At 62.7% G+C, this 16665-nt stretch carries 10 protein-coding genes; 7 read left to right on the top strand and 3 right to left on the bottom strand.

Features of this window, described 5'->3' with window-relative positions:
• Nucleotides 1-10: 10 nt before the first annotated feature.
• Nucleotides 11-1234 (bottom strand): NAD-dependent epimerase/dehydratase family protein, encoded by a 1224-nt coding sequence (locus tag ACMCNK_RS29540; protein ID WP_412739611.1) that lies wholly within the window; start codon nucleotides 1232-1234, stop codon nucleotides 11-13.
• Nucleotides 1235-1283: 49 nt separating this feature from the next.
• Between ACMCNK_RS29540 and ACMCNK_RS29535 the strand changes: the two genes are divergently transcribed.
• From ACMCNK_RS29535 to ACMCNK_RS29510, 6 genes are all read left to right on the top strand, one after another.
• Nucleotides 1284-2582, top strand: coding sequence for a helix-turn-helix domain-containing protein (locus ACMCNK_RS29535; protein ID WP_412739610.1), 1299 nt, complete (start codon nucleotides 1284-1286; stop codon nucleotides 2580-2582).
• Entirely contained in the window at nucleotides 2579-3250 is a 672-nt protein-coding gene (locus ACMCNK_RS29530; RefSeq protein ID WP_412739609.1) for an HAD family hydrolase, read from the top strand. The genes ACMCNK_RS29535 and ACMCNK_RS29530 overlap by 4 nt, the downstream gene beginning before the upstream one ends.
• A gap of 147 nt (nucleotides 3251-3397) precedes the next feature.
• Nucleotides 3398-4432 (top strand): hypothetical protein, encoded by a 1035-nt coding sequence (locus ACMCNK_RS29525; protein WP_412739608.1) that lies wholly within the window; start codon nucleotides 3398-3400, stop codon nucleotides 4430-4432.
• Nucleotides 4433-4443: 11 nt separating this feature from the next.
• On the top strand, nucleotides 4444-4632 hold the full coding sequence (locus tag ACMCNK_RS29520; RefSeq protein WP_412739607.1) for a hypothetical protein: 189 nt from the start codon (nucleotides 4444-4446) through the stop codon (nucleotides 4630-4632).
• Between the two features lie 207 nt (nucleotides 4633-4839).
• The gene (locus tag ACMCNK_RS29515) at nucleotides 4840-6897 is read left to right on the top strand and encodes a UvrD-helicase domain-containing protein (protein ID WP_412739606.1); all 2058 of its coding nucleotides are present in this window, start codon (nucleotides 4840-4842) and stop codon (nucleotides 6895-6897) included.
• A gap of 408 nt (nucleotides 6898-7305) precedes the next feature.
• Entirely contained in the window at nucleotides 7306-11763 is a 4458-nt protein-coding gene (locus ACMCNK_RS29510; protein WP_412739605.1) for a hypothetical protein, read from the top strand.
• 7 nt (nucleotides 11764-11770) lie between these two features.
• Here the strand turns inward: ACMCNK_RS29510 and ACMCNK_RS29505 are convergent, their stop codons facing one another.
• Entirely contained in the window at nucleotides 11771-13267 is a 1497-nt protein-coding gene (locus ACMCNK_RS29505; RefSeq protein WP_412739604.1) for a hypothetical protein, read from the bottom strand.
• A gap of 707 nt (nucleotides 13268-13974) precedes the next feature.
• Between ACMCNK_RS29505 and ACMCNK_RS29500 the strand changes: the two genes are divergently transcribed.
• Nucleotides 13975-15558: a diguanylate cyclase gene (locus ACMCNK_RS29500; RefSeq protein WP_412739603.1), complete on the top strand. Its 1584-nt coding sequence runs from the start codon at nucleotides 13975-13977 to the stop codon at nucleotides 15556-15558.
• Nucleotides 15559-15574: 16 nt separating this feature from the next.
• On the opposite strand, the gene ACMCNK_RS29495 is transcribed toward ACMCNK_RS29500, so the two are convergent.
• Nucleotides 15575-16552 carry a hypothetical protein gene (locus tag ACMCNK_RS29495; protein ID WP_412739602.1) on the bottom strand — a complete coding sequence of 326 codons (978 nt, stop codon included), beginning with the start codon at nucleotides 16550-16552 and terminating at the stop codon, nucleotides 15575-15577.
• Nucleotides 16553-16665: the final 113 nt, after the last annotated feature.

Below are 16665 nucleotides of genomic sequence, written 5' to 3'. Positions count from 1 at the left end.
CTTCCGTTGCTCAGGGCGCGGTGACGTTGGTGCGAGCTGCGTGGATGACTTGCCGGATGCCGGTCGGTAGATCGATGTGAGGGCGCCAGCCGAGGAGCTGGCGGGCACGGGCCGTGTCGAGCTGGATGTGGCGGACCTCGCCGCGCGCCTCTGGCATGAACTCAGCGTTCGGTTTGGTGCCGGCGAGGCGGCCCACGAGGGCAAGTAGCTGAATGAGGGACGTGGGGACTCCTGACCCGACGTTGAGTCGGCACACCGGGCCGTAGATGCAGGCGAGCCCGACGGCGTGTGCCACGTCGCGGACGTGAACAAAGTCCCGGGTCTGCTGGCCGTCACCGTGGATCCGGGGTGGCAGACCCGCCAGGATTCGGCTGATGAAGGACGCGACCACCCCGCTACCGAGGCCACCCGCGGTATCAGGGCCGTAGACGTTGCCGAAGGCCAGGCTGGTGGTGCGGAGGCCGTACAGCTCGGCGAACAGCCGGACGTACTGGTCCGCCGCGGCTTTGCTGGTGCCGTACGGGCTGGACGGGGTGCCTTTCGCGTCTTCTGAAACAGGCTGACCGTCCAGGCCGGCTTGCCCGTAGATCGTGCCGCCGCTCGAAGCGACCACTACCCGCTCGACCCGGTGTTCTACCGCGGCCGTGAGCACGTTGACTGTGCCCGTGACGTTGACCGCGGCGTCGGTGACCGGATCGCTGATCGAGCTGGCGACCTTCGACTGGGCCGCCAGGTGGACCACGATCGAGGGTCTCCATGTCTCGAAAATGCGGTTCACATCGTCGGACCGGACGTCCGCGGCGAAGACAGCCTCCGACCGGAGGCCACGGCGTTGCGCCTGCCTGAGGTTGTCGCAGGTCCCGGCGCTGAAGTCGTCCAGGACCGCGACCTCGCGGGTGTGGCTCAACAGTTCGTTGACGACGTGGCCGCCGACGAAGCCGGCCCCACCTGTAACCAGAACACGGGCCTGGTCCAGCCGGACGGGTGCAACGGACGGCGATCGGGTGGTGCCGCTGCCGTCTACCTTCCCCTCCGCGACGGCAGACTTGGACGAAGTGCCGGCGAGCGTCCCGGCGAGGGCCTCGACGGAAGCAGCCAGCCGTCTCGCCGGGCAGGGCCAGTGCCATCGGCAGCCTCGGCACTTCCCCGTCGCGTCTGCGGCGGGATGTTGCCAACTCACCTCGTCTGCCAGGACCGGCAGGGCGGCCGGTGCCACCGCTTGCAGTGTCGACATTGGCCGCTCCGTTGATCGATCTCGATGTCCCCGTTCCTTGCGATCGAGCTTGGCCGGTACGGTGTGTGCGTCGAAAGCCACTCGGTGTAGGCCCACGGTGGCCTACACCGTCTCTGGTCAGGGGGATCAGGTGGACGGCGAGACTTTCGGTCAGGCGCTGCGCAACAGCCGGCAGAGGCGAGGTCTGTCGCTGCGGCGGTTGCAGGCTCTGACCAGCTACGACTTCACGTACGTCGGTCAGGTCGAACGCGGTGAGAAACCCGGATCCGCGGACCTCGCCGAGGTGTGCGACCGTGCACTGGGCACGGACGGCCAACTCGTGGCGGCATATCGTCGGGCGTCAGCGCCACCGAGTGGACCGGAACAGCAGGAGGACGATATGCGCCGGCGCACAGCCATCAAGGCGATGGCGGCCTCTCCGCTCGCTCTCATGGATCACGACATGCGGGCCCCGGATCCTCGCGTGGCCCGCCTGGAGCGCAGCACGGAGGTCTACCGCCACCTGTACCACGGCGCCAGCGATCCCCGTGACCTGTTGACGTTGGTGCGGGACCACCTTGATGCGGCGATCGACCTTCTACGCGAGCTGCCGGACGGGGCGCTCAAGCGTCGTGTGCTGCGTACCCGTAGCGAAACAGCGACCCTGGCCGGTCGGCTGACCTTCTTCGACCTCCACCTGCCTACGGAAGCTCGGGGGTACTACGGACTTGCCCACGAGTCGGCCACCCAGGCGGACGACGACCTTCTCGCCGCGGCAGCTCTCTGCCATCTGGCCTTCCTTCCGGCGGCTGAGGCCAATCCGTCGGCCGCGGTCGACTACCTCGGCGGGGCTGCCCGTCATGCCGGCCGAGCCGGTGTTCCCCTCGTGCAGTCCTGGATCGCCGCCGTGGAATCCGAGATCCTGACGCCGGTCAACGCCGCTGGCACACTCCTGGCGCTCGACCGAGCGACCGAGCTGCTGACGCGACCGGCCGATGCCGCGCCGCCTGGATGGTTCGACTACTACTCCGGCGACCGACTCGACGGTTTCCGTGGACGGGCGCTCCTGCAGCTCGGTCGTGCCGAGGAGGCTCGGTCCGCCCTTACCGCGGCACTGAGGGGCGTTGGTCCGAGCGCCGTCAAGCAGCGGGCGGTGTTCCTGCTGGACATCGCAAGCTCGCACCTCGGCGAGGAGGTGCAGCTCGAACGGGCGTGCGACCTCGCCGTGGACGCTGCCACGGCTCTGGCGATGGCCGGGTACGCCACCGCCGGGGACCGGCTCCGTGAGTTTCGGGAGCAGGTGAAGCCGTGGGAGCATACGTCCGCAGTTGTCGACCTTGATGAACGATTGGGTGCGCTGATCGCATGACAAACCCGAGCCGCACGCCAGGACCGATCCGCGCCGTGTACTTCGACGTGGGCGAAACATTGATCAACGAATCCACCGAGTACGGCACCTGGGCCGACTGGCTGGGCGTACCCCGGCACACGTTCTCGGCGGTGTTCGGACAGGTCATCGCTCAGGGACGGGACTACCGCGAGGTGTTCCAGCACTTCCGGCCCGGGTTCGATCTCACGTTGGAGCGGCAGCGCCGGGCCGAGGCCGGCCTGGCGGAGCACTTCAACGGGCGGGACCTGTACCCGGATGTTCGCGAGTGCCTGGCCCAGCTCAAGGCGGACGGGTACTTCGTCGGTGTCGCTGGCAACCAGACTGCGCGGGCCGGCCGGTTGCTGCACGAGCTGAACCTCGGCGTGGACCTCATCGCCACGTCGGACGACTGGAAGGCCGAAAAGCCCGGGACCGAGTTCTTCGCCAAGCTGATCGAGTCGGCAGGCTGCGCACCGGAGCAGATCGCGTACGTCGGGGACCGCCTCGACAACGACATCCTCCCAGCGCTGAACGCGGGCCTGACCACGGTGTTCATCCGACGTGGCCCGTGGGGCTACTACTACGCCGGACAGCCCGAGGTGCAGCGAGCCCATCTGCGTATCGATTCGCTGCGGGAACTCAGCTCCCGGCTGCGCGAGCTGAGTTAGCTCGCCGCGGGCTTCCCATATCGGCAAGTTCCTGCCCTGAAGTACGAGCTAAACCCCTAATTCTCCGGTATGTCCCCGTAAGAGCTTGGCGCAAATGGCACAGTAGGCACTGGATGGCACTGTGCCATCTGTGCCATTGTAGTTCCCATGCCACCTACACCCCTGTCTCAGTGGGCCGATCGGCAAGGCATCCCCCGCAGGACCGCCTACAACTGGGCCAAATCCGGCAAGCTCCGGATTCCTCTACACCGCACGCTGACCGGCCGGCTCATGGTCCTGGACGACGACGAGGACGCGCCCGATGCGGAGGCCCATCCGTTCGTGGCGGCCTATGCCGAAGCGCTGAGCCTGCCGGTCGGCACGCACACCGGGGACTTCCACTACTCCGAGGTGCTGGAGGCGTGGGGCGTCAATCTGTACGAGGCGGTGGACTCCAACATCCGACCAGCCGTCCTGCATCTTGCAATGGCCGCTGCGTGTGGGCGACCCAAGCGTGACGTCCTCTTCCGAATGGCCGACTGGTTAGGCCGTGTCGAGCTTGCCGATTGGTACGAGTCGGCCGGCCTCCCGGAGCCGGCAGGCATGCTGAGGGAGCGTCCCGAGATCAAGGACGCCGACTCCTTCCTTGATTGGTGGCCGACCGGCGTCGGGTCCTTCAAATGGCGAGATGAGCTGGAGGAGGCGGTCAACCGTGGCATCGAGGCGGCTGACGCCAAGAGGATTCACGGCGGCAGAGCCGTCGAGAGCCTGGCGGAGGAGAGCATCGGTGCGTTGGAGCAGATCCCACTAGCCATCCGCCGCGACAAGTTCCGGCTCACTCTGGACCGCTTTGCGCGCCTTCGGGAGGGCAACAAGACCGTCAAGATCCTTGGACCCGACCGTGGCGACCTTTGGGATATTCGAGCCCTCTACGCGGACCCGATGTGGGCGCTCGGTCGCCCAGCAGCTCGCCGAACAGCTCGGCTTATGTGTCAGTTGCTCGGCTGGGACGCCGATGCGCCAATGCCCTCGACCGGCCATCCCCTCTGGGAGATCGGCCTTCCGGCATGCCAAAGTGCGGCAGTATCCGCCCTCACCCCGTACGTCCATGACGCTCACATGAGGGAGATCGACGCGTTCCGTCGTATCGCCTTCGGCAGACCGTTTGACCTGCCCATTTCCCGCGACAACGGAGGCAAGTGACGGAGGATCGAGTGAATCTGGCCGACGCTTACGACAGCAACGACTGGCAGGACCTGCTCAACCGCGCCAGGCGAGCTGAACGCAACTACTACACCCTCGCCGATCAGATCCTGCGCGATCACGACGAGAAGCATGCTGGCAATGCGCGCTGGTGCTCCTCACGAGCGTGCCGCATGGCCTACGACCGGAGTCAGGACTGAATCCGCCTCGACGCGATTGGCTCCGCGACACACCAAAGATCGACTTCTGTAAGCAATTCGTGAACGTTGAACGCCGTTCTAGGATCGCAATCGAACGTCTTCATTGGAGGGTCGTCTGTGCCTGCAGGGGGATCAGCAAACAGTCGAGCGCAGCGTGAGCGTGAGTACGCGGCAGAACTCATGCGACGGTATCGCCAAGCCCAAGCCGTGGCGTCCCGATACGAAGCAGCCGCGGCCGGGGAACAACGTGTAGCAGCCGCCCTCCTCGCGTTGACCGGCGCTGGCTGGACCCTCCTCGTCGACCGCCGCTGGCCAGGCAACGCAGTCGCCAACGTCGACATGATTCTGGTCGGCCCCGGCGGCGTCTTCGTCATCGACGTCAAGAACTGGCGGCCGTCGCCGACAGTCGTGGACGGCCAGCTCCACGCCGGCACGGAGAATCGCCAGCAGGAAATCAACAAACTGAGAGCAATCACCCAAAGGGTCCGAGACGAACTTGCCATCCTCGACATGGCACCCGCCGCGGCGGCATCCGTCATGGTCTTCGCCAGCCACCAAGTTGATCAGCAGGTGGGTACCGTCTTCCTTCGAGGTGTCAAGGAGGTCGCTCCTTGGCTGGCCGCTCTGCCGCGACGGCTCACCGCGGGACAGGCCGGCCGAGTAGCTTCGCGACTCGCCGCCAGGTTCCCGGCCTACGACAATCCCAACCTGGACAAGCAACCCGCGGAAGAGTCGGACCACCCTTCGGAGCCGGAGCCCCAATCGCTTTTCGACGTCGATGCCATCGCTGAGGCTGAGCAGCGGTCGGCGCTGGCGCGCCCCATCGAGAGCTGGATGACTTATCTACACCCGGACCAGCTCGCCATCGTCAGGCGCCGGTGGAACGGGCCGGCGCGCATCAGCGGGCCGGCGGGCACCGGCAAGACGGTCGTAGGCCTACACCGCGCCGTATGGCTCGCCGAGCACACAATCGGCAAGATTCTGTACGTCACGTTCGTGCGCAACCTGCCACGAGTGCAGGCGCAGCTCCTTGCTCGGCTGTCCCCCGCGGTCGTCGAGCGGGTGGAGTTCTCCAGCCTCCACGCTTGGGCACTCGCACTACTCGACGAACGCGGCGTCAAGATCCGGCTGGATCCGCAGGTCACCGAAGGCTGCTTCTCGCGAGCTTGGCTACGCGTCGGGAGAGGGACAGTTCTGGAGGAGCTTGAACCGAACCCACGGTACTGGCACGACGAGATCACGTACGTCATCAAGGGCCGAGGCATCACTGACCTGGGCCGGTACCACACGGCTACGCGGCCGGGCCGCCGGACCGCGTTGCGACACAACCACCGTGAAGCTGCTTGGCGGCTGTACGAGGAGTACGAACGGCTGCGCACCGATCGTGGCGTACACGACTTCACCGACGTGCTGACGGACGCTCTGGCAGCGGCGTGCAGCGAACCCGTCCAACCGAGGTACGCCGCGGTCATCGCCGACGAAGTGCAGGACCTCCCCTTGGTCGGGATCCGTCTCCTGCACCAGCTCGTCGGAGACGCCCCGAACGGACTACTGCTTATCGGAGACGGTCAGCAGGCGGTCTACCCCGGCGGTTTCCGCTTGAGTGACGCCGGCATCGATATCCGGGGTGGCCGCGCGGAAGTTCTCAAAGTCAACTACCGCAACGGGGCGGACATCCTGAACGCCGCCCTCAAAATCCTCGAAGATCAACCCTACGACGACATTGACGGCACCGTCGTAACCACCGGGCCGACCGTCGAGACCAGCTACCACGAAGGCAGCGTGGTCAGAGTCGATGCAGCCACAGCCGAGGAGCATGATCAGGCGATGATCGCCGCCCTGACCGCGCTCGCAGGCGCCTCACCTGACGACTCACGGCTGGGTGACACAGCCGTGCTCTGCGCCCTGAAGAAGGAGGTCGCCTACTATCGGCGCTTACTGACCCGTGCGGGCATCCCGAACAGCAACCTCGAAGACTACGACGGACAACCGACCGCCGAGGTCAAAGTGGGCACCTTCCTTCGGGCCAAGGGGCTGGAATTTAAGTACGTCTTTCTCCCACGCCACGATCGAGACGTACGAGGCGCGGGGACGGGCAGCTTCGCCGACACTGACCGCCTCGCCCTGGCGAAGCGGCAACTCTTCGTCGGTATGACCCGTGCCCGAGACATGCTCTGGATGGGCGCCGTCATGGGTGTGCAAGCGCCTAGGCCCAGGTCACGACACAGCGCGGCAGCCCGGACCGGCTCTACGCAGGCCGGTTAGTCACCAGGTCGTGGCATTCGCCCGCGCGCTGCGCGCACGGCCTACGCCAGGCGCTGCGTGGCCAAACACGGACGCGCGGACGGAGAGTGGATCACGTGCGGAAGTTGACGTTACCGCAGCTAGAGCGGCATCTGTTCGCTGCGGCTGACATCCTGCGAGGCAAGATGGACGCCTCGGAGTTCAAGGAGTCCATCTTTGTCAGCGGGCCAAGGAGGGGGAATTTGACCTCATCTAAACGTTGGGGCGTCGCCTGCGACGCCCTGCGCGTAGGGGGAGAGGCAGGCCAGGACGGGCCTTTCGCTGCCTTGATCGTTATCCGTGAAGCTGTCAAAATGTAGATTGAACAAGTCAAACGCCACAACTAATGATCAAATATACCACGCTTCTGGATCTTCTCGGAGAGACTTCGTGAGCCCACGTCCTGGCGGCGAGACTGATAAGTTCGGTAATCGCTATGAGGGCGCGTGGACAGTACAGCACGTCCTACGCGTGCTTTCCGGTGCCGCCGACTCCATCACGGTTGAAGATATCGACGACCTGGCGGAAGGGGCGGAGTTCACTTTTCGTCGCGGCGATTCGGTGCAAGTTCACCAATTGAAGCGCCAGAACGGGAACGCCAACAGCTGGACACCCAAATCACTTCAAGACAAGGGTATTTGGGAGAACGCCCGCCGACATGTGGAGGCGGGCCGCCGATTCCACTTCGTTTCCGGGGTTCCGTCACGTCCATTGCAGGAATTGACCGACAGGGTCCGACGCTCCTCTGATCTGGACTCTTTCGTCAAGCACTGGATGACCGGAGAGTTAAAGGTCCCGTTTGACGAGCTAGCATCTACCGCCATCTTCGGGTCGGCCGAAGTTGCATGGTCTGTCCTTCGCGGGTTCTGGATCGAGTGGCCCGATGAGCGGAACATCAACGACATGAACGCCGCACTCGCAGGCTTGTTACTGGAGGGCGCAACAGGCCGACTCGCCGCGGTCGGTCTCGGCGATCTTGTCGAGCAGAACCTCGGCGTCCAACTCGATGCCGCAGCCATTGAGGCAAGCCTGCCCGAGTACGGACTCCGCCGAGCACAAGACGCGAGAACGACTACGATAGCTGAGCGCGTTACAGCCATCACAGCAGGATGGACAACAGGGATTGAACGAGAGCTTCTCAACCCTGCGATCGTGCGTGATGAAGCGACCAAGCTAATTGACTTGTTGGACGGTGAGGATCGACTTCTACTCCTTACTGGTGACGCAGGCGACGGCAAGAGTGCTGTCTTGCAGCAGGCAGCGGGAAAGTTAGGCGTAAAGGAAGTAGCCGTTCTCAGTTTCCGGTTGGACCGACTCGACCCCTTCTCATCCACCGCAGAGCTTGGTGAGAGACTCGGACTAGCTGTCTCTCCAGTTACGGCACTCTCTGTCGTTGCAGGTGATCGCCCATCAGTTCTCGTAATCGACCAGCTCGACGCCGTTAGCCTCGCTTCCGGGCGTATGCCACGTAGCTTTGACGCCATCGCAGACACGATAAGAGAAGCCTCTGCGTTTCCGAACATGCGAGTATTGCTCGCATGTCGGAAGTTCGACATCGAAAACGATCACCGCATACGGGAACTGGTGAAGGACGAGCGGTCCGCCCGAGTCGAGGTTGAGAAGCTGTCCGAATCACAGGTCACAGAAGCCGTTCGGGGAATGAATCTCGACCCAACAGCGCTGACCGATAGGCAAATAGCACTGCTTCGGTCTCCTCTGCATCTCGTCCTACTGAACACGGTCGCGGATGAAGCTGGGGCATTGTCGTTCCAGACCCCGGACAATCTGTTCGATGCTTTCTGGGATCGGAAAATGGTTGACTGTTCCCAGCGGCGTGCGGCAACCCGATTCGCCGAGGTTACCGAGCGGGTGTCTGAGGCGATCAGCTCACGACAGCGACTTTCGGTGAATGTCTCGGTTCTCGATCGAGACAACTTGGCCGTCGATGCTGGCGTACTGGTGTCCGAACATGTACTTACCAGAGATGGTCAGCAGATCGCGTTCTTTCATGAGGCATTCTTTGGCTATGTCTTTACCCGCGGTTGGATGAACCGGAGTCAGACGATTGTCGAGTTCCTCCTTGGGAGCGAACAGGAACTGTTCCGACGCTCCCAGGTCCGCCAGATCCTTAACTATCTCAGAGCGTCGGAGCCAGAACGCTTCGTTGACGAAGTCGAAGAGCTACTCACCCACGACGGTGTAAGATTTCATATCAAGGATGTCGTCTTGGGTATCATGCGCTCTCTGCCTGATCCATCGTGCGCGGAGTGGGAAGCGGTGAGCCGTATACTTGAGACCCACCCGTCGTTCGAGGACCGAATTTGGCTGGCCCTGCGCACACTGCCTTGGTTCGAGCGTCTCGACGCCGAGGGTATGTTCGAGGAATGGCTTGCTCGCGGCGATGAACAAGTGCAGAACCAGGCGATGTACCTTGCACTTGGAGGAATTAAGGAGCGTCCCAACCGAATGGCTGAGCTTCTCCAGCCACACGCGGGGAAGGCTCAGAACTATGCCAACTGGCTCATGTGGGTCGTCAGGTTTGCGAACGTCCACGAGAGCCGCCCCTTGTTCGATCTGCTCCTCAACGCAGTCCGAAGCGGGACGATCCGTGAGTACGGCCATGACATGTGGATGTTTACTTACGACCTAGCAACGAACCAGCCGACCTGGGCAGTTGAGTTGCTTGCAGTACACCTCGTTCTACGTCCAGACGCTATGACATTAGATGACTCATGCAAGGTCGTATCCCTCCTTGACCGCGATCACGCAATCATCAGGCTAACGACGCAGGCAGCGGAAGGCGCTCCGCAAATCTTCTGCGAGATGCTAACGCCGTACCTACTCGCAGTGATGCGAGTGACGGAACGGGAATTCAAAGACCATCTTCTGGCGGACGCTCATTTCGGCCTCCGCATCCCACACAGTGACTTCCACGAACTTGAAGACGCGATCCTCTTTAGCGCCGCTGACGCTCTTCGCCGGTTCGCCGGGTCGGACCCTGAGGCGGCAAAGCCACTACTTGAGACTTTGGCAGCGGACCAACACGACGCAGCCCAATGGCTCCTATACGAGGGGCTGCGAGGAGAGGCCGCAGAGTACTATGCCGATTGGGCCGCGGACCTTCTCGGTGGGGGTACTACTAGGTTCCTGAGCGGTTACATGTCGAACGGGGTTTGGACGACTCGTCAACTCATCCAGGCAATTAACCCACACCTGTCGGCCGAGAGGTTCAGCCGGCTGGAGCAGGAGATCCTCGGCCTCCGCTTTCCGTGGGAGAAGAAGAACTTCGGCTGGTATATGTTCTGCCTGCTATCGGTCATGGACGAGTCGAGGTTGTCCTCCACGGGTCGGCGCAGGTTGGGTGAACTGAGACGTCTCGTCAATGTGGAACAGCCCGAAGCGCCGGAACCAATTGAGATGCGTGCTGTCCAGTCGCCTATAGCGCCAGAGGCGGCTCAGCGCATGTCCGACGACGACTGGTTGCGTGCAATGGCAAAACACAAGGCGGACAGAGAGGACTTTAAGACGTTCCGAGGCGGCTCCCATGAGTTGTCGCAGCTCTTGAAGAGCGAAGTGTCGAACGATCCTGCGCGGTTCGCCACCATGACGCTGCGTCTTAGTAGCGACGTCAACCCTGCCTACACCGAAGCAATCTTGATGGGTTTGGGTGACGCGGAGGCTCTTCCCGATCCGACTCCAATATTTGCGGCAATGCGCCACATAGCGTCACTTCGGCTCGCCCCAAATGACCGGTGGCTTGGGTGGCCGATTCGCCGCAATTATCTGAAGAATGACGTCCCCGCCGACATTGTCTCAACAATAATCGACCTAGCTCTGACCTCCGAAGACCCAGCGGAGGACAGATGGCCCAGCCATGAAACGGGTGAACGAGAAAGTCTTGACGAGGCGATCTATGCGAATGGAATTAACACAGCGCGCGGAAGCCTTGCTCTCACATTGGGAGATCTCCTTGTTTACGATCCCGATGGGAGCCGCACGTCACTGGTAGTGCCCGTCTTGGGCCGGATGGCTCAAGATTCATCTATAGCAGTTCGATCGTGCGTTGCCCATGTGATCGCAGCCTGCCTCCGTCATGCGCGCCCAGAGGCAATTCAGGCTTTCGACTTGCTGATCCAGGGTGATGACAGATTACTTGCGGTCGGCACCGTCCAGCGACTCATTAGATATATCGGGAACGGTGACTCTACCCTCGTGGTGCGGCTTATCCCACGGATGCTGGGCGCGCAGGTCGCGGAAGTCCGGCAATGCGGCGGTGCGTTGGCAGCCTTTGCCGGTATCGAGTGGGGTGAAGAGGATTTGCTCGCATCGGTCCTCGCGAGCCCGGACGCCGCAGCTCGACGGGGCGTTGCGGCTGTATGCGCCCACCGACTGGCGTTTTCGACGAATGTCATTGTGGCAGAGGATGCATTGATGCGCCTAACCAATGACGGCGACGAAAACGTGCGCAAGGCAGCGGCAGAAGTCGCTGGCGCCCTCCGCAATGAGCGATTGCGCCCGTTCACCCGCGTCCTGAGCGCTCTCATTTCGTCCGAAACTTTCTCTGATGCCGTGCCTCAGTTGCTGATTACGCTCGAACGCGCGCCAGATCGTGTCGACGCACTCGTAACTGCGTGCGCTCGGCGTTTTGTCGAGGTTCATGGTGTCGATGTTGGCAACATAGCAACGGGCGCGGCTGGAGATGCGCGGGAGGTCGGACAGCTTGTGTTCAGGGCATATGCGCAGTCAACCTCTGCTACGGGCCGTCGCGAGGCACTTGATCTAATCGACGAGTTGCTTGCGCTCAACGCCTACGGGGTGGCTGAGCTTGCGGACGCCGCAGAACACTAGTTTTCCACTACCTGACGTTCGAAGCAGATGGCTTATTGTCGTTGCGAGCGTCGATCATGACAATGCTTGGATCCTTATCGAGCTTGAGATTCTTGAGAATCTCGCACGCCCGATGTTCCTGTTGTTCAGTGTAGAAAATGATTACTTTGATTGACTTTTGGGTCTGATTGGCCTTCTCGTAAATCCTCACCTGATTCTTCAAGTTCATCTCAAGCTTTGTGTTGCTAGCCAACTTCAGTTCAACAAGGGCCTTGTCGCGCCCATAAGAAACCTTGAAATCCACTGGCCCACGTCCATTATTAGGCTCTCGGTTCACATCGAAAGTAGTTCCATACCAGATTAGCCCGAAGAATAACTGAACTTCAGCCTCATCGCTGAAAGGCTTACCCCGCCTATTTATTACACGGTATTCGTCTTGATCCTCGACGTAACGCTTAAACGCCAGTACCCGCTTGAGCGCCTCATCATGGCTGTCAGGCGAGTATGAATAGAAGTCGGTTACCTGCTCCAGCTCATCGATAATCCGGCGCACCCTTGAGATAAAAACCGTTTGAATGTAATCAACGTCGTCTCTGTTTTGCCTGCCGGCAGTTTGCGCTTCGCGCTCTTTGAGCTTGAGATAAAGCTCATTCAAATCAGGGAATCGCCACAGCGTCTGAACTATCGCCTCATAGCGCGGATTTTCGCCCTCGATCTCCATCAGCATCTTTTTGAAGTACTCATTAATCTTGGCGCGAAGATTTTCGTTTTCACAAGACTTCACTACCTTGTCGAAATTCCGCAACAAATCTTCGCGGTTGATGAAGGTGTCATTACGGGAAAGGAGATCCGTAGGCGTAAGTAGGACATAGTCGCCAGCATCAGCACGCCGCTTCCCCTTCCTGACAGAGATCCCAGCCTTCTGCGGGTCCAAGAATGGCAGCTCGAACGTACCGCTAACCCAGGTTTCGGTGCCATAGTCAAAGTCCACTCGCTCAACTACGAACCGGCGACGAAAGTCTGGCGCAACGTATTGGCGAGCGAAGTCCTGCGTATATTCCAGCAGGTATCTCTTGATCAAATTTGTAGCGAAGTCGCTAACTCCGTCCTGACCAACCCCATCATCGACCAGTCGGATATGCTCCAAGTGGACGGATTCCTGCCCGCCAACGAAAACATTAAGATTCCGGATGAGCGACTCTGCGAACTTCATCCCAGGTCCGCGACCCTGGTTTCCCAAAAAGCAAAACCCCAACCAGTTCTGCTTGACCTCGCCGAAGTAGAACCACTCCTTTAGAAGACCTTCGTTTCGCGTCGCGAGTTCTGCGCGGCTCCTCAAGAAGACCAGGTAGCTGATTATAGACTTATGCAACAGTTGATACTCGGGCTTCTTGCTCTGGAACAACAAGAACGGGTCAATGAACATTGGCAGATCGGACACCAAGCAGATATTCAACGCCCCGTGCGCATCGAGATCGTCTTCAGATACGCGAAAGTAGTCAGAGAAGTAGACTCTACTCGGCATTCACTCAATGTAGCTGAAGCATGTCGATGTGTCACCATGCTGGCATGCTGGATTGCTCCCCGGAAAGATCACCTCACGTGCGCAGAGCTGGCGTCAGGCGGCCAAGCGGCCGGGGCTCGCACCAAAGTGGGCACCCGATCACGACTACGTGAGGCGGACCCCGGAACGCAAGCCTGAGGGATCACCACCACGCGCCGGGGAGACTTGGAGCCCGCACTCTCTACCGCAGCCATATCGCGCCAAATGCCCCAAGGACGTGGCCCAGTTGGTTACCCACTTTGTTACCCGTCACCGCCGTTACCGTCGATGAACACCACTGATCACGGCTGAGACGACCATCTTCTTATGCGGGCGTTTTGCCTGTTCACGATGATGAGCGGTTAGGTTGGATGATTCGACAGGCCCGGCAGGTTTGCTAATCCGTCGGTCGCAGGTTCGAATCCTGCCGGGCGCGCCCAGGTCAGATGCTTGATCGATGATCACCACGAGATTTCGTGGAGCCAACGTGGCTCCACGTCCTCGCATCAAGGGCTCGAAGCTCGGTCGCGGTGAGATCGAGACCCTGCGCAGCGGATCACTGAGAGTAATGGTGAACGCTGGCCGCGACCCGCGCCGCCGACCCCCTTGGACCACGGTTCTCCGCCTGTTGTTCAGCCAGCTGCCCGGGATGCCGATAGGGCCATAAGGGTCCGGGTGGAGGTGGATTGATGGACGGCAGCGCGATCGGCGCCGGAGAACTGTCGGCTGCACTGCTGGCACTCGAGGACGAAGTCATCGACTACTCCGAGGCCATCCTTGCCGCCGCGGCCGAGTTCGAGCGGCAGGCCGTCGCCCTGGGCGACGAGCTGCTCGTCGTCCGGGCGAGGTTTCTCAAGGCCACCATGCTGGTCCGCGCCGGCGACCATGCGGAGGACGCCCAGCGAACGATTGACGGCATCCACGAGTGGGCACTTGTGCACGGCGATCACCGGCTCCAGGCCCGCACGCACCTGCAATGCGCCTATGCCGAACGGGTCTCCGGAGACATGGCGAACTTCCTGGAGCACGCGTTGAGCGCGGTCGAACTGTTGGACGACACCGCCTCCCCGCACATGCAGGTCTGGCACCGCGCCAAGCTGGCGGACGCGCTCGCTGACAACGGAGACCTGGCCGCGGCACGGCTGCGGTTCGGCCAGGCCGAGGAGTTGGCCCGCGAGCTCCACCAGCGGCAGATGCTGACGCGCGTACTCAACAACTGGGCCTACAGCGAGTACGAGGCCGGTGAGTATGCGCGCGCCCGCGAGGTGGTCGGCCGTCTGCTGGAGCACGCCGAGGCGCACGGCATCGACCTCTACCCCGCGGATCTCGACACGGTCGCCTCGATCCAGATCGAGTACGGCGAGTACGGCGAGGCCGAGCAGACGATGCTGCTGGCCATTGCCCGGCACGAGGCAGGTGCCCACAACGGGGCTGAAGCGCTGGCCCATTACCTGCTCACCCTGGCCTGCGCGCAGCGCAGACTCGGTGAGCTGGACCGGGCCCAGGCCAGCCTGATTGCGTCACGCGAGCTGTGCGCCGAGGGGAAGCTGACCGAGGTCATGCTGCGCGTGCATCAGGAACAGGCCGAGCTGCACGCCGCCGGTGGCGACTTCGCCGCGGCGGTCGCGGCGCAGGCACTGTTCATGGCTGCACAGGAAAGCATGCGTTCCGAGGAAGCCGACGCGAAGGCACAGACCCGGTGGGTCCAGTTCGAAACCGCCGAAGCCCGCGTGGAAGCGGAGCGGTTCCGGGAGCAGGGGCGCCGCGATCCGCTGACCGGGCTGCGGAACCGCCGCTACACCGACGAGGAACTGCCGGGTCTGGTCGCCGCGGACCCGGATCTGGTGGTGGCGATCGCCGACATCGACCATTTCAAGCGCATCAACGATGAGCTTTCCCACGCCACCGGCGATCAGGTGCTGATCCAGGTCGCCAAGCTGCTCGAAACCGGACTGGCCGCTGTCGCGCCGGAGGGCTTTGCGGCGCGGCTCGGCGGCGAGGAGTTCCTCCTCGTGCTGCCCGCGAGACCGGTGACCGTGGCGGCCCGTCAGCTCGACGGCGTCCGGCAGGCCATCAGCGACCACGACTGGCGGGCAGTGACCGGCGAACTGCCGGTGACCGTCAGCATCGGCGTGGCCGGGGTCAGCGAATCGGTCCCGGCCGACCAGGCAGTGGCGCTGGCCACTGCCGACCGCAACCTGTACGCCGCGAAGCGGGACGGGCGGAACCGTGTCGTCGCCACCACCGAGCCCGCTCCCGTCCGCCGCCACTAGGGATTCAGGGCCCTGGTCATGGGGTCAGGTAGGCGGTGGAGAACGGCTCGTGGCGTGCCCGCATGTCGGCGTATGCGGTGACGTTCATCGGGGCCAGCACGACCTGGGACATGGCGGAGAGGACGACCCCGAGGGTCATCACGGCGAGGAACGCGACCCCCGCCATCCGGTCGGTGCTGAACGAGCCGAGCGGCGCGGTGACGATGCCGAGAATCACCTGCTGCACGATGCCGATGGCAATACCGAGGCCGATCATTGTGGCCAGGCGGGCGAGCGCGGCACCCGGGCTCGCGTGGAACAGCCGGAAGCAGCGGGCAACCGCACGACCTCGTTCCAGCAGCACCACGGTGGGCAGGATCATCACCACGATCGCCACGTAATAGCCGGGCAGGATGCAGCAGACGAAGCCGACCATGGTCAGAAGACCACCGAGCAAACCCCATCCGATGTACGCGGGGACGCGTGGCCCCGCGTGGCGCAGGGCGTGCCGGACCGACGGCGGCCGGCCGACGGCGGCCTGTACCACCAGATGTGCCATGGCCAGGGACGCGAGCGCGCCGAGCAGGCCGAGCAGCAGGCCGAGCGGGACCAGGAAGTACAGCGACCGGAGCAAAGGGTGCCAGTCGGGCTGAACGTCCGCCGGCGTGTTGACCACATCGGTGAAGGTGCTGCCGAGGAAGAAGCTGGCGAGTGTTCCAGCGACGACGACCGGCCCCACCCAGAGGAGTTGCACCATGGCGGCCTGCCGCCAGACGGCCTTCAGGAGCCGGAAACTGCGGCTCCACCAGCCCCCGAAGTCCGCGCTGACCAGCGGATCATCCGGCGTGGGATAGAGGCCCGGAGGTGCGGGCGGAAACGGGGGCGGCGCAGCGACACGGACCGGGTCGCCGGGCGACGGCCGATCGAAGGCCCGGTCCGGTCCGGGCGGCGGACCCGTCTGGGCCGATGGCCGGATCTGCGGGGGCGGGCCGGGCGGCGGCGCGTCGTCAGGCACAGCTCCTTTCGTCCATCGCGATCGAGGACCCACGAAGTCCGGGACCTCGCGCAGACGTCGGACAAATCAGCCGGAACCGTACGGCTGCCGCGGACGTCCAACCCTGCGTAGAT

This window comes from Krasilnikovia sp. MM14-A1259, from assembly GCF_047159535.1.
In the GTDB taxonomy this organism is placed as follows: Bacteria; Actinomycetota; Actinomycetes; order Mycobacteriales; family Micromonosporaceae; genus Actinoplanes.
This window is presented reverse-complemented; position numbering and strand designations above follow the sequence as displayed.

Excerpts from the sequence above, each read along its gene's own strand:
- ACMCNK_RS29505 (WP_412739604.1), bottom strand. The coding sequence starts at position 13,267 with ATGCCGAGTAGAGTCTACTTCTCTGACTACTTTCGCGTATCTGAAGAC.
- ACMCNK_RS29530 (WP_412739609.1), top strand. The coding sequence starts at position 2,579 with ATGACAAACCCGAGCCGCACGCCAGGACCGATCCGCGCCGTGTACTTC.
- ACMCNK_RS29525 (WP_412739608.1), top strand. The coding sequence starts at position 3,398 with ATGCCACCTACACCCCTGTCTCAGTGGGCCGATCGGCAAGGCATCCCC.
- ACMCNK_RS29500 (WP_412739603.1), top strand. The coding sequence starts at position 13,975 with ATGGACGGCAGCGCGATCGGCGCCGGAGAACTGTCGGCTGCACTGCTG.
- ACMCNK_RS29540 (WP_412739611.1), bottom strand. The coding sequence starts at position 1,234 with ATGTCGACACTGCAAGCGGTGGCACCGGCCGCCCTGCCGGTCCTGGCA.